Annotated in this window: 20 protein-coding genes; 15 read left to right on the forward strand and 5 right to left on the reverse strand. The window is 69.5% G+C overall.

Annotated features, from left to right (window positions below):
- Positions 1–31 precede the first annotated feature (31 nt).
- Positions 32–397: a DUF2946 family protein gene (locus ACI7BZ_RS14675; RefSeq protein WP_414117920.1), complete on the reverse strand. Its 366-nt coding sequence runs from the start codon at positions 395–397 to the stop codon at positions 32–34.
- A 266-nt stretch (positions 398–663) separates the two neighbouring features.
- On the opposite strand from ACI7BZ_RS14675, the gene greA reads away from it, so the two are divergent.
- Positions 664–1,140: a transcription elongation factor GreA gene (gene greA, locus ACI7BZ_RS14680; RefSeq protein WP_414117921.1), complete on the forward strand. Its 477-nt coding sequence runs from the start codon at positions 664–666 to the stop codon at positions 1,138–1,140.
- Positions 1,141–1,174: 34 nt separating this feature from the next.
- Here the strand turns inward: greA and ACI7BZ_RS14685 are convergent, their stop codons facing one another.
- Positions 1,175–2,269, reverse strand: a complete 1,095-nt coding sequence (locus ACI7BZ_RS14685; protein ID WP_414117922.1) for an NAD(P)H-dependent flavin oxidoreductase — start codon at positions 2,267–2,269, stop codon at positions 1,175–1,177.
- A 106-nt stretch (positions 2,270–2,375) separates the two neighbouring features.
- Between ACI7BZ_RS14685 and ACI7BZ_RS14690 the strand changes: the two genes are divergently transcribed.
- The 14 genes from ACI7BZ_RS14690 to ACI7BZ_RS14755 all read left to right on the forward strand — a co-directional run bounded on the left by ACI7BZ_RS14690 (position 2,376) and on the right by ACI7BZ_RS14755 (position 18,855).
- Positions 2,376–3,194 carry a LysR family transcriptional regulator gene (locus ACI7BZ_RS14690; RefSeq protein WP_414117923.1) on the forward strand — a complete coding sequence of 273 codons (819 nt, stop codon included), beginning with the start codon at positions 2,376–2,378 and terminating at the stop codon, positions 3,192–3,194.
- 130 nt (positions 3,195–3,324) lie between these two features.
- Entirely contained in the window at positions 3,325–4,608 is a 1,284-nt protein-coding gene (egtB, locus tag ACI7BZ_RS14695; protein WP_414117924.1) for an ergothioneine biosynthesis protein EgtB, read from the forward strand.
- Positions 4,608–5,600, forward strand: coding sequence for an L-histidine N(alpha)-methyltransferase (gene egtD / locus ACI7BZ_RS14700; protein ID WP_414117925.1), 993 nt, complete (start codon positions 4,608–4,610; stop codon positions 5,598–5,600). Before egtB ends, egtD begins: the two co-directional genes overlap by 1 nt.
- A 37-nt stretch (positions 5,601–5,637) precedes the next feature.
- The gene (locus ACI7BZ_RS14705; protein WP_414117926.1) at positions 5,638–5,865 is read left to right on the forward strand and encodes a hypothetical protein; all 228 of its coding nucleotides are present in this window, start codon (positions 5,638–5,640) and stop codon (positions 5,863–5,865) included.
- A 412-nt stretch (positions 5,866–6,277) separates the two neighbouring features.
- Positions 6,278–8,050, forward strand: a complete 1,773-nt coding sequence (locus ACI7BZ_RS14710) for a potassium/proton antiporter (protein ID WP_414117927.1) — start codon at positions 6,278–6,280, stop codon at positions 8,048–8,050.
- A 188-nt stretch (positions 8,051–8,238) separates the two neighbouring features.
- Positions 8,239–8,562, forward strand: coding sequence for a hypothetical protein (locus ACI7BZ_RS14715; protein ID WP_414117928.1), 324 nt, complete (start codon positions 8,239–8,241; stop codon positions 8,560–8,562).
- 48 nt (positions 8,563–8,610) lie between these two features.
- A complete protein-coding gene (locus ACI7BZ_RS14720) occupies positions 8,611–9,807 on the forward strand; it encodes an aminotransferase (protein WP_414117929.1) in 1,197 nt (398 codons plus the stop codon).
- A gap of 237 nt (positions 9,808–10,044) precedes the next feature.
- Entirely contained in the window at positions 10,045–11,229 is a 1,185-nt protein-coding gene (locus tag ACI7BZ_RS14725) for an efflux RND transporter periplasmic adaptor subunit (protein WP_414117930.1), read from the forward strand.
- 3 nt (positions 11,230–11,232) lie between these two features.
- Positions 11,233–14,382, forward strand: coding sequence for an efflux RND transporter permease subunit (locus tag ACI7BZ_RS14730; RefSeq protein ID WP_414117931.1), 3,150 nt, complete (start codon positions 11,233–11,235; stop codon positions 14,380–14,382).
- Between the two features lie 261 nt (positions 14,383–14,643).
- A complete protein-coding gene (locus ACI7BZ_RS14735) occupies positions 14,644–14,844 on the forward strand; it encodes a hemin uptake protein HemP (protein ID WP_414117932.1) in 201 nt (66 codons plus the stop codon).
- A gap of 231 nt (positions 14,845–15,075) precedes the next feature.
- Positions 15,076–16,815, forward strand: a complete 1,740-nt coding sequence (locus ACI7BZ_RS14740) for an ArnT family glycosyltransferase (protein WP_414117933.1) — start codon at positions 15,076–15,078, stop codon at positions 16,813–16,815.
- Positions 16,812–17,783: a phosphatase PAP2 family protein gene (locus tag ACI7BZ_RS14745; RefSeq protein WP_414117934.1), complete on the forward strand. Its 972-nt coding sequence runs from the start codon at positions 16,812–16,814 to the stop codon at positions 17,781–17,783. The genes ACI7BZ_RS14740 and ACI7BZ_RS14745 overlap by 4 nt, the downstream gene beginning before the upstream one ends.
- Complete coding sequence (locus ACI7BZ_RS14750) at positions 17,780–18,526, forward strand: glycosyltransferase (protein WP_414117935.1); 747 nt, start codon at positions 17,780–17,782, stop codon at positions 18,524–18,526. The genes ACI7BZ_RS14745 and ACI7BZ_RS14750 overlap by 4 nt, the downstream gene beginning before the upstream one ends.
- Positions 18,526–18,855, forward strand: coding sequence for a lipid-A-disaccharide synthase N-terminal domain-containing protein (locus tag ACI7BZ_RS14755; protein ID WP_414117936.1), 330 nt, complete (start codon positions 18,526–18,528; stop codon positions 18,853–18,855). The genes ACI7BZ_RS14750 and ACI7BZ_RS14755 overlap by 1 nt, the downstream gene beginning before the upstream one ends.
- Positions 18,856–18,883: 28 nt before the next feature.
- On the opposite strand, the gene ACI7BZ_RS14760 is transcribed toward ACI7BZ_RS14755, so the two are convergent.
- The 3 genes from ACI7BZ_RS14760 to metC all read right to left on the reverse strand — a co-directional run bounded on the left by ACI7BZ_RS14760 (position 18,884) and on the right by metC (position 21,472).
- Entirely contained in the window at positions 18,884–19,768 is an 885-nt protein-coding gene (locus ACI7BZ_RS14760; protein WP_414117937.1) for a hypothetical protein, read from the reverse strand.
- Between the two features lie 3 nt (positions 19,769–19,771).
- The gene (locus tag ACI7BZ_RS14765; RefSeq protein WP_414117938.1) at positions 19,772–20,155 is read right to left on the reverse strand and encodes a peptidoglycan-binding domain-containing protein; all 384 of its coding nucleotides are present in this window, start codon (positions 20,153–20,155) and stop codon (positions 19,772–19,774) included.
- 120 nt (positions 20,156–20,275) lie between these two features.
- Positions 20,276–21,472 carry a cystathionine beta-lyase gene (metC, locus tag ACI7BZ_RS14770; protein WP_414117939.1) on the reverse strand — a complete coding sequence of 399 codons (1,197 nt, stop codon included), beginning with the start codon at positions 21,470–21,472 and terminating at the stop codon, positions 20,276–20,278.
- Positions 21,473–21,484 lie beyond the last annotated feature (12 nt).

A 21,484-nucleotide genomic window follows, 5' to 3' on the forward strand; every position in this document is an offset into this window, starting at 1 on the left:
CCAGCCCGCAGGTTGGCGATGGTCGCGTCGGTCAGGCCGGAAGGAAGGCGGGGGGTGCGCGGGGCTGGAAGGAGCGCGGCGGATCGAGCCGGCGCAGCGCCACCCGCACGATGCGGTCGAACCGCAGCTCGATGGCGATGCGGTCGATGGCGGGCACCGGCACCGGCGGCGTCAGGTCCGACACATCGGCGCGGGCGAGGCAGGCCTGGCAGTGCACTTGGGCGGGGGTGCCGGCGGGCTCATCCGCCCCGGGCGCATCGGCCGGGGCCGCCGCAGATGCGGTGCTGAGGCACAAAGCGCGTCCGCCATCCATCGGCATGGCGGCGATGGCAAAGCTGGTGAGGAACGCCTGGAGCACGAGAACATAGGCCACTGCCCAGGCAGCAACCGTCCTCATGCGCCCATTCGCGGTCCGGTGCCCCGACATCGTTTCCTTACCCCTGTAACGGGGTTAACATTTGCTGAAACAGAATGAAATGTGACGTAGGCGAGAACGTGGGCCTCCAGGCGGGTTTGCGGCACGAAAGACACCCGCTGTCGCAAAGGAGCAACATTCGCCCGGCGGCGGGATGCACTCACCCGGTTGCCGGCACCCGCCGCGCCCCGCTTTCGTCACATCCCGGCGGGACACGTTCTCCGCCGCCACCAGAGACCCAGCCCCCCATGTCCGTTGCCTTCACCCGTGAGAACGACCTTGAAGCCACCGCCGCCGATCTGCCGGACCGGCCCATCTCGCCACATCCGAATCTGGTGACGGCCAGCGGGCTGGCGGCGCTGGATGCGGCTCTGGCGCAGGCGCGGGCGGCCTATGGGGCGGCGCAGAAGGGGGATGTGCAGGCCGACCGCACGGCCATGGCCCGGGCCACGCGGGACCTGCGCTATTACGGCGCCCGCCGCGCCAGCGCCCAGCTGGTGGAAACGCTTGCCCATCCCCAGACCGTGCAGTTCGGCACCACCGTCACGCTGGATCGGGCGGACGGCCGGCGCCAGACCTTCCGCATCGTCGGCGAGGATGAGGCGGACCCGGGCCGGGGCTCGGTGTCCTATGTCTCGCCGCTTGCCCGCGCGGTCATGGGCAAGGCGGCGGGCGAGGTGGCCGTGGTGGCCGGCGCCGAGGTGGAGGTGGTGGCGATCGCCTGAGGCGGCCGGTCCCGGGGCGGGGCCGTTGCGCTCCTTACCCGGCCAGCCGGGCGAGGGCGTCGGCGGCGAGGCTGCGCACCAGGTCGCCGGCCGGAAGGCGGGGGGCGAGCGCCGCCGCCTGGCCCGACCACAGATTGGTGAAATCCCCGCTGCCCTGCGCCTCGGCATGGGCGCGCAGCGGCGCCAGCGCGCCGCCGGCAAGGGGAAAGGCCGGGGCGTCGGGCGAAAGAGACCCCACCTCGCGCATCACCCGGTTCACCACGCCGCGGGCGGGCCGCCCGGTGAACAGGTTGGTGAGCGCCGTGGCGTCATCGCCTGCCGCTTCCAGGGCGGCGCGGTGGACGGCGGGAATCTTCGCCTCCGGGCTGAACAGGAAGGCAGTGCCCATCTGCACCGCGCTGGCGCCCAGGGCGAGGGCGGCCACCACGCCCCGCCCGTCGGCAATGCCGCCGGCCGCGATCACCGGCACGCGCACCGCGTCCACCACCTGCGGCACCAAAGCGAAGGTGCCCACCTGGCGGGCCATGTCGTCGCACAGGAAGCTGCCGCGGTGCCCGCCCGCCTCAAGCCCCATGGCGATCACCGCATCGCAGCCCCGTGCTTCGAGCCAGCGGGCTTCGGCAACGGTGGTGGCCGAGGAGATGACCTTCGCCCCCATGGCCTTCACCCGTGCCAGAAGGGCCGCTTCCGGCAGGCCGAAGTGAAAGCTCACCACCTCCGGCCGCAGCTCTTCCACCAGCGCGCAGAGGCCGGCGTCGAACGGCGTGCGCCCGCCCGGCGCCACCGGCACTTCGGGGTCCAGCCCCATCTCCACATAATAGGGCGCAAGGCGCGCGCGCCAGCGCAGGGCGCGCACCGGGTCCGGCGCCGGCGGCGTGTGGCAGAAGAAGTTGAGGTTGAGCGGGCATTCCGGCGCCGCGGCGCGCACCTGCGCCACCGCCGCGCGCATGTCGTCGGGCGTGTATTGGGCGCCGGGCAAAGCGGCAAGCCCGCCGGCCTGCGCCACCGCAACGGCAAGGGCCGGGGTGCCCGCACCGGCCATGGGCGCGAGCAGCATGGGCACATGGATGCCGAACAGATCCAGGATGCGCCGGTCCGGCCAGTCGCGGGTGGGGGAGGTCTCCGTCACGGTGGGGGCTCCATCTGGGGCGAAACGAGTCCGCTTATTATGGAAGGGCGACATCATCATTGAAATTGAAAGTTCATGATCATATCGTTCTCATCTGATGATGGAGATGCGCGATTTCCAGTTCCTGCAGGCGGTGGCCGAAACCGGCAGCATCACCCGTGCGGCCGTGCGCCTGGGCTGTGTCCAGTCCAACGTCACCGCCCGCCTGAAGAAGCTGGAAGGCCGGCTCGGCCAGAAGCTGGTGGAGCGCATCGACGGCCGCATGGTGCCCACCGCCGCGGGCAGCCTCGCGCTGGATTACGGGGACCGGCTGGTCCGCCTCTCCACCGAGGCGGAGGCGCATCTGCGCAGCGCCGCGGCGAAATGGCCGCCGCTGCGGCTGGGCAGCATGGAAACCACGGCGGCGGTGCGCCTGCCCGCGCTGCTGCGGAAGGTCCGGGCCGGCCTGCCCTCCCTTCGCCTCGGCCTGCGCACCGGCACCAGCCATGAACTGGTCGGCCTGCTGAAGGCCGGCGCCATCGACCTGGCCTTCGTCGCCGAGGAGGCGGCCGATCCGCGCTTTGCCAGTGCCCCCCTGTGGGACGAGGAACTGGTGGAGGTGCGCCCCGCTTATGGCGAGCCGGACGCCGCGGCCATCGTCTTCCGGGCGGGGTGCAGCTATCGCGAGCGCTGCCGGGCGGCGCTCGGCGACCTGCCGGCCCTGGAGCTTGGAACCCTCGACGGCATCATCGGCTGCATCTCCGCCGGGCTGGGCCGCACCCTGCTGCCGGCGCGCGCGGTGGAGCGCTGGCGCGCCCTCGGCGAGATCGCGACGCGTCCGGTTGCGCCGGAGCATGCGCGCATGCGCACCCTCGCTTTGTGGCGGCACAACGGCGCCTCCCAGGCCTCCGTGGATGCGGTGATCCCCCTTGCCCGCGAGGCCTGACCCGCGACGGCGGAAAAAGTGCCCCGGGGCGTGGGAGCTGGAAAGCCGGCCCGCGTGCCGCCCCGTAGAACCGCAAGGGGGGCAGGCGCGTTGTCCCCCAGCCACGCCTGATGCCGGACCCGGAGCCGCAATGAAGACAAGCCACAGGGGCGAGCCCCTCCCGTCTCCCCGCGCCGATCTGCTCGCCCGCTTCCACGCCACGCGGCAATTGACCGAAGACCTGGCCCGCGACCTCGGCCCGGAGGACCAGACGGTCCAGTCCATGCCCGATTGCAGCCCCACAAAATGGCATCTGGCCCATGTCTCCTGGTTCTTCGAAACCTTTCTGCTGCTGGCGCACCTGCCGGGCTATGCGGCGGCCCATCCCCAGTTCGCCTATCTGTTCAATTCCTATTACGAGGCGGCCGGCAGCCGGCACCCGCGCTTTGCCCGCGGCCTCATCACCCGGCCCACGGTGGCGGAGGTGGCCGCCTATCGCCGGCGGGTGACGCACGCCATGGATACGCTGGTCGCCGGGGCCGACGAGGGGAAGATGGCCGCCCTCGCCCCGCTGGTGGAGATCGGCATCAACCACGAGCAGCAGCATCAGGAGCTGATCCTGATGGACCTCCTCAACCTGTTCGCCGCCAACCCCCTGAAGCCGGCCTACCGGCCCGGCCCCATGCCGGTGGCGGAGCCCGCGGGCGAAGCGGCCTTCCTTTCCTATCCCGGCGGCATCTTCGAGATCGGCCATGACGGGGGCGGCTTCGCCTATGACAATGAGGGGCCGCGCCACGCGGTGCTGCTGCGCCCCTTCCGCCTTGCCGCGCGCGCCGTGACCAACGGGGAATGGATGGCCTTCATGGCCGATGACGGCTATCGCCGCCCGGACCTGTGGCTCGCCGACGGCTGGGCGCGGGTGAAGGCGGGCGAATTCACGGCGCCGCTCTATTGGCAGGCCGCCGGCGCCGGGTTCGAGGCCATGACCCTGGCCGGCCCGCAGCCCGTGGACCCGGCCGCTCCGGTGGTGCATGTGAGCTATTACGAGGCCGACGCCTTCGCCCGCTGGTCCGGTCGCCGGCTGCCCTCCGAGGCGGAATGGGAGGTGGCGGCCCGCGATCTGCCGGTGGAGGGCAATTTTCTGGGGGCGGGGCTGCTGCGCCCGCGCGCGGCCCCGCGGTGCGGCGCAGTGCCGGCCCAGATGTTCGGCGACGTGTGGGAATGGACCCAGAGCCCCTATGTGGCCTATCCCGGCTACCGCCCGGCGCCGGGGGCGCTGGGCGAATACAACGGCAAGTTCATGTCCAACCAGATGGTGTTGCGCGGCGGCAGCTGCGCCACGCCGGACGGCCATGCGCGCGCCACCTACCGCAACTTCTTCTATCCCCACCAGCGCTGGCCCTTCGCCGGCCTGCGCCTCGCGGAGGACGCGTGATGGCCCTTGAAACCCTCGCCCGCCGCGACACTGCCGACGCGGCTTTTCTCGCCGATGTGCACGCCGGCCTGGCGCTGCCGCAGAAGGCGCTGTCGCCGAAATATTTCTACGATGCCACCGGCTCGCGCCTGTTCGACCGCATCTGCCGGCTGCCGGAATATTACCCCACCCGCACCGAGCTGGGCATCCTCAAGGCGCGGGCCGCCGACATCGGCGCCTGTGCCGGGCCGCATGCGGCGCTGGTGGAGTTCGGCTCCGGGTCGAGCGAGAAGGTGCGGCTGCTGCTCGATGCCATGGATGCCCCCGCCGCTTACGTGCCCATCGACATTTCCGGCCCGCACATGCGCGAAGCGGTGGCGCGCCTCGCCGGCGCCTATCCTCGGGTTGCCATGGTACCGGTGGAGGCCGATTTCACCCGCGCCATCACCCTGCCGCCCCTTGAGGCCCGCGGCCGGCGGCTGGGATTCTTTCCCGGCTCCACCATCGGCAATTTCACGCCGGAGGCGGCGCAGGACTTCCTGGCCCATGCGGCGCAGGTGCTCGGCCGGCAGGCGGCGTTCGTGGTGGGGTTCGACCTTGCCAAGGATGCCGCGGTGCTGGACGCCGCCTATAACGACGCGCAGGGCGTCACGGCGGCCTTCAACCTCAATCTCCTGGCCCGCATCAACCGGGAGCTGGGAGCGGATTTCGACCTCGCGGCCTTTCGCCACCGCGCCTTCTACGATCCGGTCCCGGGCCGGGTGGAGATGCACCTTGAAAGCCTGGCCGGCCAGACCGTGCGCATCGCCGGGCAGGCCATCGCCTTCCGGCGGGGCGAGACCATCCACACGGAGAATTCCTACAAATACGCGCCGGCCCGGTTCGCCACCCTCGCCGCTGCGGCGGGCTGGCAGGTGCACGCCCTGTGGACCGATCCACGCCACTGGTTCGCCGTGGCCCTGCTGGAGCCCGCCGGCCGCGGCGCCGGACCGACGGCATCGGGCGCCACATGACCTTGACGCGACCATGATTTGCGCGCTGGGTCTGCCGATGCTCCTCTGTGCCGAATGCGCCCGCTGCGGGCAACGCTCCATCCTGTCCGGCCACACGGCCGGCGACCGGCCTCGCCTTGCCGAAGGTGAAACGCAGACGCAGGAGCCCGCCGCTCCCGCCAGCCTGCGGTGCGACATGTGCGGCAGCCGGCGCGTGCGCGTGGTGGAGATCGCCACGCCTTTCGATGCCATCGCCTTCGTGGCGAAGCGCGGCTCAGGACAATAAGGCCGCGCCGCGGCCTGCCGCGGCAGACTGCCGGAGCGCGCGGTTCAGGGTCCCGAGGGAGAACAAAGGCGCGGTGCTGAGGGAATTCCCGTTTGCGTCGAGGGCATAGATTCCCACCCACGCGCAGGAAGGCCCATCGGAATGGGCCATTTCGAACGCCAGCTCGCGATCCTGACAGATCGTCTCTCCGGCGATTGCAAAAGTCCCCCGCGGCGTCAAAACCATAGACATGACAAGATACGCGCAGGGAATGCCGTTCAACGACATTTCCACGTCCCTTCCGCCCCCGGAATCGGCTCGATCGTGGGTAGCGCGCACGCCCCGCGTGTCCCGCGACGATGCGGACCTTACGCGCGGAGCGCCGCGGGCGCTACTGTCGTAAACTGGATGCAAACCGGCAGTTCGGGGTCACATGGGTTCGGTGGTCGTATCAAATGCGTTTCTGCTGGTGGTGGCCGCGCTGCTCGTGGTGGGCACGCTGTCGAGCCTGCTTGCGGCACGCTTCGGGGCGCCGATCCTGCTGGTCTTCCTCCTCATCGGCGTGGCGGCGGGGGAGGGCGGGCCCGGCGGACTCCATTTCGACAATTATTGGGTCACCTACATGGTGGGCTCCGCCGCCCTGGCGGTGATCCTGTTCGATGGCGGCCTGCGGATGCGCATCGCCAGCATGCGCGGGGCGCTGGCGCCGGCGCTGGCCCTGTCCACCATCGGCGTGGTGTTCACGGCCGTTCTGGTGGCGCTGGTGGCGGGGCCGCTGCTGGGAATCTCCTTCATGGAGAGCTTCCTCGTGGGCGCCATCGTCGCCTCCACGGATGCGGCGGCCGTGTTGTTCCTGGTGCGGGCGCAGGGCCTGCAACTGGACCGGCGGGTGGGCTCCGTGGTGGAGATCGAATCGGCCACCAATGATCCGGCCGCGGTGTTCCTCACCGTGCTGCTGGTGGAACTGCTCACCAGCAACCTGTCCGACCCCGGGCTGCTGGTGGCGCTCGGCGTGGTGCGCGAGCTGGTGGTGGGCGCGGTGGTGGGCGTGGCGGCCGGCCTGGCGCTGGTCGGCCTCCTGAACCGGGTGGATCTTCCCGGCGGGCTGCACCCGGTGCTGGTGGTGGGGGTGGCGGTGCTGGTCTTTGCCGTTACCTCGCTGCTGCACGGGTCCGGCTTCCTTGCCGTCTATCTCGCCGGGCTCGTGCTCGGCAACCGGCCGGTGCGGGCCATCGCCTCCATCACCTCGTTCCTCGATACCGTCACCTGGCTCTGCCAGATCGTGATGTTCGTGATGCTCGGGCTATTGGTGTCGCCACAGAAGATCGTCGAGGTGGCGCTGCCCGCCCTCGGCGTGGCGGCCTTCCTCATCCTGGTGGGGCGGCCGGCGGCGGTGTTCCTGTGCCTTGCGCCGTTCCGCTTCTCCACCAAGGAGAAGACCTTCATCTCCTGGGCCGGGCTGCGGGGGGCGGTGTCCATCTTCCTCGCCACCATTCCCATGCTGGCGCACCTGCCGGGGGCGGAGGTGTTCTTCAACGTCGCCTTCGCGGTGGTGCTGGTGTCGCTCATCCTGCACGGCTGGACCATGGCATGGGCCGCCCGGCGCTGTGACGTGGCCCTGTCCGATCCGACGCCGGGCATCCGCCGCTTCGAGATCGACCTGCCGGGGCAGACCGACATGGAGCTGGTGGCCTATCCCGTCACCAAGGGCACCCCGGTGACGGGGCAGAGCATGCTGCCCCCATGGGCCCGCCTGATGATGGTGGTGCGTGCGGGGCAGACCCTGACCCCGGAAGCCGCCGGCCCGCTCACGGTGGGGGATTACGGCTATGTCCTCGCGCCGCCGCAGCGGGTGCACCAGCTGGACCGCCTGTTCCGGCCCCAGGACGCCACCGTTCTCGACGATGGGGCGGCGTTTCCGTTCGTGGGAGAGGTGCGGCTCGGCGACCTTGCGGTATTCTACGGCCTCGCCGTGCCCGACGGGGACTGTGGCCTGACCATCGCCGAGGCGTTCGCCGATCGCTCCGACGACCACCCCGCGCCGGGAATGCGCATCACCTACGGGCATGCGGTCATCGAGGTGCGCGAGGTGGTGGACGGCCGCGTCACCTGGGCCGTGCTGCGGCTGGAGGCCGGGCGGCTGCGGCGCGGCATCGCGCGGCTGCGCCGGCTGTTCGGCCTGCCGCAGGACGAGGACGAGGACTAAACACCTGGTGGTTCGACCGAAACGGATGGTACCCATCTGTCGCGGTCGAACCGCAAGCCTTTGATCCACCAGGCATGCGGCGCGTCCCGCAAGCTCTGTCATGCTCGCGCCGCAAGCTTTGTCATGCTCGCGCCGCAAGGCTGGGCCAGACACGGTGCCGCTTGGTCGTGGGTTAAGGAAGGCGGGGAATGAGACTGTTCATGCGCCGGCGGGGCGAGGAGGGGCCGGCGCGCGATGCTGCGCGCAGGCTTGCCGACCTTGTGCGCGATACGCTGGCCCTGGAGGCGGAGGCCACCGTTTCCGTCTCCGAGATTTCCTGCGGCGATCCGGCCTGCGGCGGTGCCGAGACGGTGGTTCTGGTGATGCGGCCCGGCCGGCGCACGCAGGCGGCGAAGGTGCTCATGCCCATGGGGCAGGTCACGCCGGAGGCTCTGCTCGCGGCCCTGGAGCCGCTCGGCGCGGTGGGTGCGGATACGGCGAAAAGCCTTTCGCCGACAGGCGATCAGGGCTAAAGGCGGGGCCTCGCCCACCCCTCGCCGCCCCCTGTTGTGAACGCGCTCATGTCCCTGCCGCCCGTTTCCTCGCCCATGCCCGCCCGGCCGCTCAATCCCCATTATGCGCAGCTGCCCACCACCATCTTCGAGGTGATGTCGCAGCTTGCCCGCACCCATGAGGCGGTCAATCTCGGCCAGGGATTCCCGGAAGATCCGGGGCCGCAGGATGTCCGGCGCAAGGCGGCGGAAGCGGTGATGGACGGGTGGAACCAGTATCCGCCGATGATGGGCCTGTCCGAATTGCGGCAGGCGGCGGCGGCGCACTATGGCCGCTGGCAGGGGCTGGAGCTGGACCCGGAGGGGGAGGTGATGGTCACCTCCGGTGCGACGGAAGCCCTTGCTGCAGCGTTGTTTTCCCTCATCGTCCCGGGCGACGAGGTGGTCCTGTTCCAGCCGCTTTACGATGCCTATCTGCCGCTGGTCCTGCGGGCTGGGGGCGTTCCGCGGCTGGTGCGGCTGGAGCCGCCGGGGTGGCGCATCACGCCGGAGAAGCTGGCCGCCGCCTTCTCCGACCGCACCAAGCTGGTGCTCTTCAACAATCCGCAGAACCCCACCGGTGCGGTGTATGCGTGGGAAGATCTTGCCCTGGTGGCCGAGTATTGCCTGAAATACAACGCCTATGCGGTGTCGGATGAAGTCTGGGAGCATGTCGTATTCGACGATGTTCCGTTCGTATCCCTGATGTCGATTCCCGGAATGCGCGATCGTACGGTGAAGATCTCATCCGCCGGAAAGATCTTCGGCATGACTGGCTGGAAGGTGGGTATGGTCTTTGCTGCCCCGCCGCTCATGAAGGTCTTGTCCAAGGCGCATCAATTCCTCACCTTCACCACCCCACCCAACCTTCAGGTGGCGGTGGCCTATGGGCTGGGCAAGGACGATTCCTATTTCACCAGCATGCGCGCGGGATTGCAGCGCTCCCGCGATCGTCTGGCTCAAGGGCTTGAGGAATTGGGGTTTTTCGTGCTTCCCTCGGCCGGAACCTATTTCCTCTCCATCGACCTTGCCGCCGGGGGCGGGCCGGCGGACGACGAGGCCTTCTGCCTGGATCTCGTTAAGAACCATAAGGTTGCGGCCATTCCGGTGTCGGCTTTCTATGCCGGGGAGGCGGTGCGCAGCGTGGTGCGCTTCTGCTTCGCCAAGCATGATGCCACCATCGACCGGGCGCTGGAGCGCCTCGCCGCGCTTCGCCACCTTCGCTGAATTCGCCTCCGGGGCGGCGCCGGTGCCCCTTGCATGACCGCGGGCCGCGTCCAGAGGTTCGCCACCTTCGCCGGTTTCGGCATCGGCGCGGGCCGGTGATCACGGATTCGTGGCCGGCGCGGTCCATCTGTGCACCCGAAGCGACCTGACCAAACCTTAATTGGACCCGGCGGCTGATTTATTGTTGCATCGCCACACAGGGTCCATTGGCCCCGCTTGCGCTTGATCGAGGATTTCATGGCCGCGGAAAAGGCATCGCGTACCGGCCGGGTCATCGTCGCCGTCCTCTGCCTCGCCGTTCTGGGGGCGGGGGCATGGGGGTGGGACCACAGGGGCGACCTGAAGGGCTGGCTGGACGGCTGGCTGCCTTGGGCCGGTGCCGCGGCGCCCAAGCCGGCCGAGCCGCGCGAGCGGGTGGTGGCGGTGCTGGCGGCACGGGCGGAGCGCATGGCACTGCCGGTGCGGGTGGAGGCGCTGGGCACGGTGGAATCCATGGTCACCGTTCCCATCCGCTCGCGGGTGGCGGCGGCGGTGGAGAAGGTGGGCTTTGCCGACGGCGCCGTGGTGCAGCGCGGCGAGCTGCTCTACCAGCTCGATTCCCGCGTCATCGACGCGGAGATCCGCCAGGCCGAGGCCACCCTGGCCCGCGACCGGGTGCAGCTGGAAAAGACCCGGCGCGACGTGGAGCGCTACACCGGCCTTGCCACCCGCAATGCGGTGTCGCAGGTGCAGGTGGACGATGCCAAGACCACCGCCGGGGTGCAGGAGGCCACGGTGGCGCAGGGCGAGGCCAATCTGCAGTCCCTCAAGGTACAGCGCGGCTATTACGACATCCGCGCCCCCGCCACCGGCCGCATCGGCGTGTCATCGGTGCGGGCGGGCGCGGTGATCCGGGTGGACGACACCCTCGCCACGGTGCGCCAGCTCCAGCCCATCTATGTGGCCTTCGGCCTGCCGGAGCGGCATATCGCCGATCTCAGGGCGGCGCGGGACGCGCTTGTGTCCATCACCCTGCAGGGCTCCGGCGAGACCATTTCCGGCGGCACGGTGGCGGTGATCGACAATACGGTGGACCCCCAGACCGGCACCCTCACCGCCCGCGCCATCTTCCCCAATGAGGATGAACGGCTGTGGCCGGGCACGCTGGGGTCGGTCACGGTCACCCTGCGGGTGGACCCGAACGTGGTGGCCGTGCCCTCGGAGGCGGTGCAGGCGGGGCAGGCCGGCACCTTTGTGTTCGTGGTGGCCGACGGCGTCGCGCGGGTGCGGCCGGTGAAGGTGGCGCGCACGGTGGACGGGCGCTCGGTCATCGCCAGCGGCCTCGACGGCGGCGAGACGGTGGTGACCGACGGCCAGCTTTCCCTGCGCAACGGCACCCGCGTGAGCGTGCGCGGGCCCCGGGCCAGCGGCACGGGGGCCTGATCCATGCTCGCCGAACTGTGCATCCGCCGCCCGGTGATGACGACGCTGCTGATGCTGTCGCTGGTGGTGGCGGGCCTGTTCGCCTATCGCCAGCTGCCGGTGGCGGCGCTGCCGCGGGTGGATTTCCCCACCATCAACATCACCGCCTCCCTGCCCGGCGCCAGCCCGGAAACCATGGCCTCGTCGGTGGCCACCCCCATCGAGCGCCAGCTCGCCACCATTTCCGGCATCACCTCCCTCACCTCCTCGTCCACCCAGGGCTCCACCTCCATCACGGTGCAGTTCGACCTGAACCGCAACATCGACGCCGCGGCGCTGGACGTGCAGTCCGCCCTCTCGGTGGCCCAGCGCCAGCTGCCGGACGAGATGACCACCCCGCCGAGCTTCCGCAAGGTCAATCCCGCCGATGCCCCGGTGCTCCTGATGGTGCTGTCGTCGGAAACGCTGCCGCTATCGACCGTCACCGAATATGGCGACACGCTGATCGGCCAGCAGATCTCCCAGCTGCCCGGCGTGGCCCAGGTGCAGATCTACGGCTCGCAGAAATATGCCGTGCGCATCCGCATCGACCCGGCGGCGGCCGGCGCCCGCAACATTTCGGCGGACGACATCCAGTCGGCGGTGCAGGCGGCCGCCTCCAACTCGCCGCTGGGCATCGTCTCCGGCCCCAAGCAGGCGCAGACCATCGACATGGGCACGTCCAAGGCGGATGCCTCCCAGTTCCGCCGCATCGTGGTGAAGGCGCGGGACGGCTCGGTGGTGCGGCTCGACGAGATCGCCACCGTCACCGACGGGGTGGAGAACGAGCGCATCGCCAGCTGGTTCAACGACACCCGCACCATCGTGCTTGCCGTGGTGCGCCAGCCGGACGCCAATACCGTGCAGGTGGTGGACGAGGTGCGCGCGCGCCTGCCTGCCTTCCGCGCCCAGTTGCCCGGGGCGGTGAGCATCGACGTGCTCAACGACCGCTCGGTCTCCGTGCGCGATGCGGTGGCGGACGTGCAGAAGACCCTGTTCGAGGCCGTGGTCCTCGTGGTGCTGGTGATCTTCCTGTTCCTGCGCAACGTGCGGGCCACCATCATTCCGTCGCTGGCGCTGCCCTTGTCCATCGTCGCCACCTTCGCGGTCATGTGGGCGCTGGATTTCTCCATCAACAACATGACGTTGCTGGCGCTCACCTTGTGCGTGGGCTTCGTGGTGGACGATGCCATCGTGGTGCTGGAGAACATCTACCGCCACGTGGAGAATGGCGAGAAGCCCTTCCGCGCCGCGCTGCGCGGCTCGCGGGAAATCGGCTTCACCATCATTTCCATGACGCTTTCGCTGGTGGCGGTGTTCATCCCCGTGCTGTTCATGGGCGGGGTGGTGGGGCGCGTGTTCCGCGAGTTCGCGGTCACCATCTCCGTGGCCATCCTGGTGTCCGGCTTCGTCTCCCTCACCCTCACGCCCATGCTGTGCGCGCGGGTGATGAAGGCGCCGGACCACCGCAAGACGCCCTCCGCCTTCTTCCGCATCACCGAGCGCATGTTCGACGCCTGGCTGGGGGCCTACCGGGCGAGCCTGGATTTCGTGCTGCGCCATCGCCCCTTCATGCTGGTGGTCACCTTCGCCACCATCGCCCTGTCGGTCTACCTCTACATCGTCATCCCCAAGGGCTTCTTCCCGCAGGAGGACAACGGCTCCATCACCGGCACGGTGGAGGCCGCCACCGACAGCTCGTTCGATGCCATGGTGGAGCGGCAGACGCAGGTGGCGGCGGCGGTGCGTGCCCACCCGGACGTGGAGTATCTGGTCTCCACCGCCGGGGCCACGGGCATCAGCCGCACCACCAACACCGGCCGCCTGTTCATCGCCCTGAAGCCCAGGGGCTCGGGGCCCGGCGAGCGCACCCGCTCCGCCGGCGCCGTCATCCAGGATCTGCGCAAGCTGGTGGCGCAGGTGCCCGGCGTCACCGCCTTCTTCCAGCCGGTGCAGAACATCTCGGTGGGCGGCGTCGCCTCCAAGAGCCAGTACCAATACACCCTGCAGAGCCCGGACACGCAGGCCCTGTTCACCGCCGCCGCGGACATGGAGCAGCGCCTCGCCCAGCTGCCGGGGCTGCGGGACGTGACCTCCGACCTGCAGATCACCAACCCCCAGCTCACCATCGAGCTGGACAAGGACAAGGCGGCGGCCCTCGGCATCACCGAGCAGCGGCTGCGCGATGCCCTCTACAACCAGTTCGGCACGCGACAGATCGCGACCCTCTACACCCCGACCAACCAGTTCGAGATCATCGCCGACGTCCAGCCGCGCTCGCAGCAGGACCCCGGCGACCTGAGGCGGGTGTATCTGCGCACCGGCCCCGGCACCATGGTGCCGCTGGAGACGGTGGCCAACATCCGCCGCACGGTGGGGCCGCTCTCCATCCAGCACCAGCAGCAGCAGCCGGCCGTCACCATTTCCTTCAACCTCGCCCCCGGCACCTCGCTGGGCCAGGCGGTGGAGGAGATCAACGCCGCGGCGCAGGCCGCCAACCTGCCGGCGGGCATCGCCACCGGCTTCCAGGGCACCGCGCAGGTGTTCCAGGATTCCCTGTCCAACCAGCCGCTGCTGATCGTGGCGGCGGTGGTGGTGATCTATATCGTGCTGGGCATTCTCTACGAGAGCTTCATCCACCCCATCACCATCCTGTCCGGCCTGCCCTCGGCCGGCATCGGGGCGCTGCTGACGCTGATGATTGCGGGCATGGAGCTGTCGGTGATCGCCATCATCGGCATCATCATGCTGGTGGGCATCGTGAAGAAGAATGCCATCATGATGATCGACGTGGCGCTGGAACGCCGGCGCGGCGGGGCGCCGGCGCTGGATGCCATCCGCGAGGCGGCGCTGCTGCGCTTCCGGCCCATCATGATGACCACCCTTGCCGCCATCTTCGGCGTGCTGCCCATCGCGCTCGGGGCTGGGGCGGGGTCGGAGCTGCGCCAGCCGCTGGGCGTGGCGGTGGTGGGCGGGCTGCTGCTGTCGCAACTGCTCACCCTCTACATCACCCCGGTGGTCTATCTCTATCTCGACCGGCTGGACGCCCGGGTCCACCATGCCATTTCCGGCCGGCACGAGGAGCCGAAGGTGGCCGCCGCGCCGAAGGCGCCGGACCGCATCGCCGCCGAATAGGGCGCGTGCCCGGCCGGCGTGCGCCGCTCCTTCCCGACATCCCCCCGTACGCCCCCGGCCGCCCGTGCTCCGGCGGCGCGGCCGTGCGCGTCCCCGCGCATCCCGGTTGATCTGCGGGGCGTCATGTATTAGTCAAAGAGTAGGAGATGGTATTCAAGTATTGAATGCTTCTAAAGTAGCCCGAACCTGTTCGTGAGCCGGCGGGCTGCAGCATCTGATCTGGAGCGATTCAAAATGAGCAGGCACGAGCACACAGGGTCTATGTGGCGTGGCGAAGTCACCGCCGCCGACGACTTTGCGGGTGAGGTCGGGCTGGGGCCGCGGCGGGCCATTCCCATGGTGGATGCGCAGCTCGACAGCCGCGACCTGTTCGCCGCCGGGCGTCTCGTCACCATCGCCCACGGGGAGCAGACCTACCAGCTGCGGCTGACCTCGCAGAACAAGCTGATCCTCACCAAGTAGCGCCTGCCCCAGCGGCAGGCCCGTGCCGCGCGGCCTTTGGCCGCCTGCGGCCGCTGCGGGCGGGGGCAGGGCAGGTTCGGGCTGCTTTCGTTGCCTTGCCTTCGCCGCCTTTGGCCGCCATCAGGTCCGCCACCGGTTGCAGGGCGCTTTTCACGCGTCCGGGCCGGCCCTTTTCGGCACGGGCGTTTCTGTTATTGTCCGCGCCCAATTCGAGCGGATCCAATCAGAAGCATGGCCATCTCAGAGCCCGCGTCCGACCAGCGACGGGCGTTCGACCTCGACCTTGCACGGCGCCTCGCCCGGCTTCTGGATGCCGCATCGGCGCGGCACGCGCGCGCCAGCCTGCTGCTGGTGGTGGTGAGCCTCCTCGCCTTCCTGCCCGGCTTCTTCCAGCTCTCCCCCATCGACCGCGACGAGGCCCGATTCTCCCAGGCCACCAAGCAGATGCTGGAGAGCGGCAATTACGTGGACATCCGCTTCCACGTGCAGGCCCGCCACAAGAAGCCGGTGGGCATCTACTGGCTCCAGGCCGCCGCCGTGACCGCCGGGGAGGCGGTGATCGGCCCTTCCGCCCGCACCTCCATCTGGCTTTATCGCGTGCCCTCGCTGTTGGGCGCCATCGGCTCGGTGCTGCTCACCTACTGGATCGCCCTTGCCTTCGTGACGCGGCGTGGCGCGCTTTTCGCCGGCCTGCTCATGGCCGGCTGCGTGCTTCTGGGGGTGGAGGCGCGCCTCGCCAAGACCGACGCGGTGCTGCTGTTCACCATCCTCGCCAGCTTCGGCGCCCTGGCCCGGGCCTATATGCGTCCGGCGGCGGAGCGGGCAGGGGACATCCGGCTCGCCGCCATCTTCTGGACCGGCCTTGCCGCCGGCATCCTGGTGAAGGGGCCCATGGCGCCCCTGTTCGTGGGCCTCGCCGTCGCGGCGCTGGCGCTGGTGGAGCGCTCCGGCAGCTTCCTCAAGCCGCTGAAGCCGCTGCTCGGCCTGCTGTGGTGCCTGCTTCTGGTGCTGCCGTGGTTCGTGGCCATCTATTATGTCACCAACGGCGCCTTCTACCAGCACGCGGTGGGCGTGGACATGCTGGGCAAGGTGACGGAAGGGCAGGAGGGCCATTGGGGCCCGCCGGGCACCTATTTCCTCGCCGTGTGGGGCACCTTCTGGCCGTCCGTGGTGCTGGCGGCCATGGCGGCGCCCTTCGCCTATCGGGCGCGGCGAGATGGAAAGGTGCGCTTCCTGCTGTGCTGGCTGGTGCCCAGCTGGCTCGCCTTCGAGATCGCCGCCACCAAGCTGCCCCATTATGTGCTGCCGCTCTATCCGGCGCTGGCCATCCTGGTGGCGCTGGCGGTGGAGCGGGGCATGCTGGCGAAGGCCGGCAGCCGGCTGGCGGGGCTGGTCTGGCTGTGGCCGGTGATGGCCATCGTGCTGGCGCTCGGCCTCGGCGTGGCCTTTGTGTATCTGGGCGGCGGCTTCGTGACCGGCCTCATGGCCGCGCCGCTGCTGCTGGCGGCCATCGCCCTGCTGTGGATGGCGGCGCGGGCCTTTCCCCGGGCCGGGGCGGAAGGCGCCTTCCTCACCGCCATCTGCGGCGCGCTGTTGCTCTACCTTGCGGCCTACCAGCTGCTGCTGCCGCAGATGCGCGCCCTGTGGATTTCCGAGCGGCTCGCCGCCGTGGTGGCGGCGGAAGGCTGCCCGCCCGGCAATGTGGCCTCCTTCCCCTATCAGGAGCCCAGCCTCGTCTTCCTGGTGGGAACCGACATCAATTATGTGCTGCCCCATGAGGCGGTGACGCTGCTGAAGAAGGGCGGCTGCGCCCTGGCCTTCATCGACGAGCGCTTCACCCCCGCCTTCCAGAAGCATGCGGAGGCGCAGGCGCTGAAATATCACGCCGTCGCCACCCTTGAAGGCTTCACCTATAACGGCGGCCGGCCGGTGGCCATCACCGTGTTCCGCTCCGACGAGGCGGCGCCGTGAGCCTGCCCCCCTGCGGTCCGCGTCCGGCCGATCCGGCCCGTTGCACCGGCGAGTCCGCCGCCGGCGGTTCGCCGCGGGCGTCGGCCTCCGGCGTTGCCCTGCGCCGGCTGGCCGATGCGGTGGCGGGCGTGATCGCCGGCCTGTTCGAGGCCCTCGCCTTCCTGCTGCGCCATCGCCGCCGCGGGCCGTCGCCCCGGGTGGGCCTGGCCGGCGTGGCGGAGGGGCTGGCGCTGGCGGCGCTGACCTTCGGCCTCGTCGCCGCGGCCATGATCCTGGTGGACCCGCTGGTTCCCGGCCTGCGGCTGAAGCTGCCCGCCTGGCTCGTGATCCTCAGCGACCGGCTGACCGACCTCGGCTTCTCCGGCGTGGTGCTGTGGCCGCTGGGCCTCGGCATCCTTTATGTGCTGGCGCTGGTGCCGGCGCTGGATGCCATGGGCCGGCGGGTGGCCGCGAGCATGCTGGCGCGGCTCGGCTTCCTGTTCCTCGCCATCGCCCCGGTGGGGCTTCTGGTGGCCATCGTCAAGCATCTGCTTGGCCGGGCGCGGCCGCACGCCGCCTTTCTGATGAAGGGGCCGAACCCCCAGCTCACCTTCGACTGGCTGGTGTGGAAATCGAGCTTCGCGTCGTTTCCCTCGGGCCATTCCACCACCGCCTTTGCCGCCGCCGTGGCGCTGGCGGCGCTGTTTCCCCGCGCGCGGGTGGCGCTCATCGCCCTGGCCGTGCCGGTGGCGGCGACGCGCATCGTGCTCGGCTCCCATTATCCCAGCGACGTGATCGCCGGGGCCGCCATCGGCACCGCCTGGGCGCTGTGGATGGTGAAGGTGTTCGCCGCCCGCCGCCTGGTGTTCCAGGTGGCCGCCGACGGCCGCATCGCCCCCATGGCCGGGCCGTCCGCCCGCCGCCTCGGCCAGCTTCTGCCCCACGCCTGCCCAAGGCGCCCCGTTCCCCTCGAAGAGGCGAGACCGTGACCTCTCCTGAAACAAGCCCGTCCGCAGCCCCGCGGCTGTCGGTTGTCATTGCCGTGAAAGACGAGGCGGACAACGTCGCGCCGCTCATCGACGAGCTGGACGCGGCGCTGGCCTTCGAGCCCTACGAGCTGATCTTCGTGGACGACGGCTCCACCGACGCCACCCTCGCCAACCTGCGCAAGGCGGCCGAGACGCGGCCCTATCTGCGCATCCTGGTGCATGAGGCCTCCTGCGGGAAGTCCGCCGGCGTGGACACCGGCGCCCGGGCGGCGCGGGGCGAACTGCTGCTGCTGCTGGACGGCGACGGCCAGAACAACCCGGCCTACCTGCCGGAGATGGTGCGCGCCATGGATGCGGGCGGCCCCCGGGTCGGCCTGGTGCAGGGCGAGCGGCAGGGGCGCAAGGACACCCGCTTCAAGCGCTTCCAGTCGCGCCTGGCCAATGGCGTGCGCGGCGCCCTGCTCAATGACGGCACGCGGGACACCGGCTGCGGCCTGAAGGTGGTGCGCCGCGACGTGCACCTGCGCCTGCCCATGTTCGACGGGCTGCACCGCTTCATGTCGGCGCTGGTGAAGCGCGAGGGCTACGAGATCCGCACCGTGAAGGTGGTGGACCGCGAACGCTGGCACGGCGTGTCCAAATACGGTTTCTGGAACCGGCTGTGGGTGGGCATCGCCGATCTTGCCGGGGTCTGGTGGCTCATCAAGCGCCGCCGGGTGCAGACCGTGGTGGAGCGCAACTGATGCTCTATTACCTGTCGGAAGTCGGCAAATACCTGCACGAAGTCTTCATCGACCAGTTCGACTGGTGGGTGGCGCTGGGCTTCGTGGCCCAGTTCATGTTCACCATGCGCTTCGTGGTGCAGTGGATCGCCAGCGAGAAGGCGCAGCGCTCGGTCATTCCCTTCGCCTTCTGGACCTTCTCCCTGGGCGGCGGCTCGCTGCTGCTGGTCTATGCGCTCTACAAGCGCGACCCGGTGTTCATCGCCGGGCAGGCCCTGTCCATCTTCATCTATCTGCGCAACCTGCAATTCGCCTTGCGCGAGCGGCGCGCCAACCGTGCGGTGACGTGACGGGGCGGGCCGCGGGGGCGGCGAGGGGTCAGACCCAGAAATTCTCGTCGAGATCGCCGAAATAATAATCCACCTCCTTGAAGTCCACATCGGGCGAGGAGGACCGGAAATTGGACTGGGCGGCATTGCCGGCGATGTTGGCGATGGCCATGGTGCCCGGGTTCACCAGGATATTGTGGGTCTGAAAGCCCGGCGCGACGATGGTGGACCGGGCGTCCGGCTTCAATATCGACATCTGGTTGTAGATCTGCGGCGCGCCGCCGCGCCAGCGCAGAACCACAAGGCGCTCCAGCTCCCAGCGCCAGCCCATGAGCGGTTCGCGGCTGCCGTCCTTGTGCACGAACACCAGATAGGAGAGGAAGGCCGCCTTGGACTTGAACTTCCATAGGAAGTTCCAGCGCTTGGTCCGGGTGTTCATCTCGTCGGTGGTCACCCGCAGGCCCGGTGTGTCGGACATCACCGGGAAGAAATCGGTGCCGATGCGGTCGGTGGGCTGGCCGTGGTAATAGGGCCGGTTCACGGCGTCCGACAGGTCGGGCCGGGTCACGCAGTCCAGCAGCGGGGTCTGCCACAGGTTGCCGGTGAAGGCGTAGCCCAGCATGCCGTCGGCGCTCTTGCGGCCGGCATACCAGACCGAGAATTCGCTGATCTCGACGATCTGCATGAAGCGGATGTCGTTGTCCCGCAGCTGCTGGGGCGAGAACCGCGTCTTGCACAGGGCCGAGATGCTGTAGCCGTTGGAGAGGGCGTCGCCCCTGCTGTCCGTGTCGGACGAGGTGGTAAACTTCAAGACCGGCGTGCGGCCGGCATCGTCATGGGCCACGAAGGTTGCAGTGGGCGAGCTGTTGGTCTTCGGGGCGGCGAAGCGGATTTCGTCCACCACCAGCCCGTTGCGCAGGTTGAAGGGGCTCATGGCTCACCAATGGGCGTGGGGGCGCAGGTGGTAGGGGCCGCTGCGCTGGCCGGCGTCCGGCTCCGCCGCGGAGGGGGGAGGGGCGTCGAGCCGGGGGTCGGCCTTGATCAGCTCGTCCAGCACCGCGAGGGTGAGGCGGCCGGCCACGCCGTCCTTCTCCAGGCCCATGTCGGCCTGGAACGCCGTCACCGCGGCTTGCGTCTCGCTGCCGAAGATGCCGTCGGCGCGCCCCTTGGCGAAAGATCTCTTCAAATCGTAGCGCAGGTCGAAAAGCACATCCTGCAGCTCGGCAACACCTTCACCGGAGGTGCCGTTCTTCAGCGGCGGCGAGTTCTCCGCAGCGCGTTGTAATTGCTGGCTGGATTCAAACCGACGACATGTGAGCACGGCGCCGCCTCCCTGCTGCGCCAAATCTAGGGCAAAGCGGGAGGCGGCAATAGTTTCAATATTTTTGGCAAGACGGCGCGTTCCCTGCTACCGCCGGCCCGGCGGGGCGGCCGGCGCGCCTCAGGCTGCGGCGCGCAGGGCGGCGAAGGCGCGGTCGAGGTCGGCCTTCAGGTCGGCCACGTCCTCCAGCCCGATGTGCAGGCGCACGGCGGGGCCTTCCACGTCCCACGGGGTCGCGGTGCGGTAGTCGCGGCAGTCGAAGGGAATGGCGAGGCTCTCGTAGCCGCCCCAGGAATAGCCCATGCCGAACAGGGTGAGGGCATCGAAGAAGGCCGCCACCGCCCGTTCCGGCACCTCCTTCAGGATCAGGCTGAACAGGCCGCTGGCGCCGGAGAAGTCGCGCTTCCAGAGGGCGTGGCCGGGATCGGACGGCAGCGCCGGATGCAGCACCCGCGACACTTCCGGCCGGTCCTGAAGCCATTGCGCCATCTCGATGCCCGAGCGCTGGTGCCGCTCCAGCCGCACCGCCAGCGTGCGCAGGCCGCGGGCGCCGAGGGCGGCATCGTCGGGGCTGATGGTGATTCCCATGGTGCCGTGGGTGGCGATCACCTTCTTCCATGCCGCCCCCACCGCGGAGATGGTGCCGAGGTTGAGGTCCGCATGCCCGCCGATATATTTGGTGCCGGCCTGGATGGAGATGTCCACCCCGAAGGCGTGGGGCCGGAAGAACAGCGGCGTCGCCCAGGTGTTGTCGATGAGGGTGGTGATTTCCCGCTCCCGCGCCACCGCGGCGATGGCCGGCACGTCCTGCATCTCGAAGCTCTGCGAGCCCGGCGCCTCCAGGAAGATGGCGCGGGTGTCGGGGCGGATGAAGTCGGCGATGTCGGCCCCGGCCAGGGGATCGTAATAGCTGGTCTTTACCCCCATGCGTGCCAGCACCTGGTCGCAGAAGGTGCGGGTGGGGCGATAGGCGGTGTCCACCATCAAAAGGTGGTCGCCCGCCCCCAGCACCGAGAGCAGGGCGATGGAGCAGGCCGAGAGGCCGGAGGGGGTGAGCGCCACCCCGTCGCTGCCTTCCAGCGCCTTCAGCGCCGTCTCCAGCCCCTCGGTGGTGGGGTTGCCGCGCCGGCCGTAGCTGTAGCGCCCGCGATGGTGCACGAGATCGTCATAGCTGGCCGAGAGCACGGTGGAGCCGCGCACCACGGGGGTGTTCACGAAGCCGTCGAACCGTTGCGGATCGCGCCCCAGATGTACGACTTTCGTCGCAGTTCCCCGTTCGTCATTGTGCCTTGCAGCATCATCGTGCCCGCCAGCCATCGCACTCTCCTG

It is taken from the genome of Xanthobacter sp. AM11, from assembly GCF_047444035.1.
Lineage (GTDB): Bacteria > Pseudomonadota > Alphaproteobacteria > Rhizobiales > Xanthobacteraceae > Xanthobacter.

Excerpts from the sequence above, each read along its gene's own strand:
- egtB (WP_414117924.1), top strand. The coding sequence starts at position 3,325 with ATGAAGACAAGCCACAGGGGCGAGCCCCTCCCGTCTCCCCGCGCCGAT.
- metC (WP_414117939.1), bottom strand. The coding sequence starts at position 21,472 with ATGGCTGGCGGGCACGATGATGCTGCAAGGCACAATGACGAACGGGGA.
- ACI7BZ_RS14740 (WP_414117933.1), top strand. The coding sequence starts at position 15,076 with ATGGCCATCTCAGAGCCCGCGTCCGACCAGCGACGGGCGTTCGACCTC.
- ACI7BZ_RS14705 (WP_414117926.1), top strand. The coding sequence starts at position 5,638 with ATGCTCCTCTGTGCCGAATGCGCCCGCTGCGGGCAACGCTCCATCCTG.
- greA (WP_414117921.1), top strand. The coding sequence starts at position 664 with ATGTCCGTTGCCTTCACCCGTGAGAACGACCTTGAAGCCACCGCCGCC.
- ACI7BZ_RS14690 (WP_414117923.1), top strand. The coding sequence starts at position 2,376 with ATGCGCGATTTCCAGTTCCTGCAGGCGGTGGCCGAAACCGGCAGCATC.
- egtD (WP_414117925.1), top strand. The coding sequence starts at position 4,608 with ATGGCCCTTGAAACCCTCGCCCGCCGCGACACTGCCGACGCGGCTTTT.
- ACI7BZ_RS14675 (WP_414117920.1), bottom strand. The coding sequence starts at position 397 with ATGAGGACGGTTGCTGCCTGGGCAGTGGCCTATGTTCTCGTGCTCCAG.
- ACI7BZ_RS14710 (WP_414117927.1), top strand. The coding sequence starts at position 6,278 with ATGGGTTCGGTGGTCGTATCAAATGCGTTTCTGCTGGTGGTGGCCGCG.
- ACI7BZ_RS14715 (WP_414117928.1), top strand. The coding sequence starts at position 8,239 with ATGAGACTGTTCATGCGCCGGCGGGGCGAGGAGGGGCCGGCGCGCGAT.
- ACI7BZ_RS14755 (WP_414117936.1), top strand. The coding sequence starts at position 18,526 with ATGCTCTATTACCTGTCGGAAGTCGGCAAATACCTGCACGAAGTCTTC.
- ACI7BZ_RS14725 (WP_414117930.1), top strand. The coding sequence starts at position 10,045 with ATGGCCGCGGAAAAGGCATCGCGTACCGGCCGGGTCATCGTCGCCGTC.
- ACI7BZ_RS14720 (WP_414117929.1), top strand. The coding sequence starts at position 8,611 with ATGTCCCTGCCGCCCGTTTCCTCGCCCATGCCCGCCCGGCCGCTCAAT.
- ACI7BZ_RS14760 (WP_414117937.1), bottom strand. The coding sequence starts at position 19,768 with ATGAGCCCCTTCAACCTGCGCAACGGGCTGGTGGTGGACGAAATCCGC.
- ACI7BZ_RS14735 (WP_414117932.1), top strand. The coding sequence starts at position 14,644 with ATGTGGCGTGGCGAAGTCACCGCCGCCGACGACTTTGCGGGTGAGGTC.
- ACI7BZ_RS14730 (WP_414117931.1), top strand. The coding sequence starts at position 11,233 with ATGCTCGCCGAACTGTGCATCCGCCGCCCGGTGATGACGACGCTGCTG.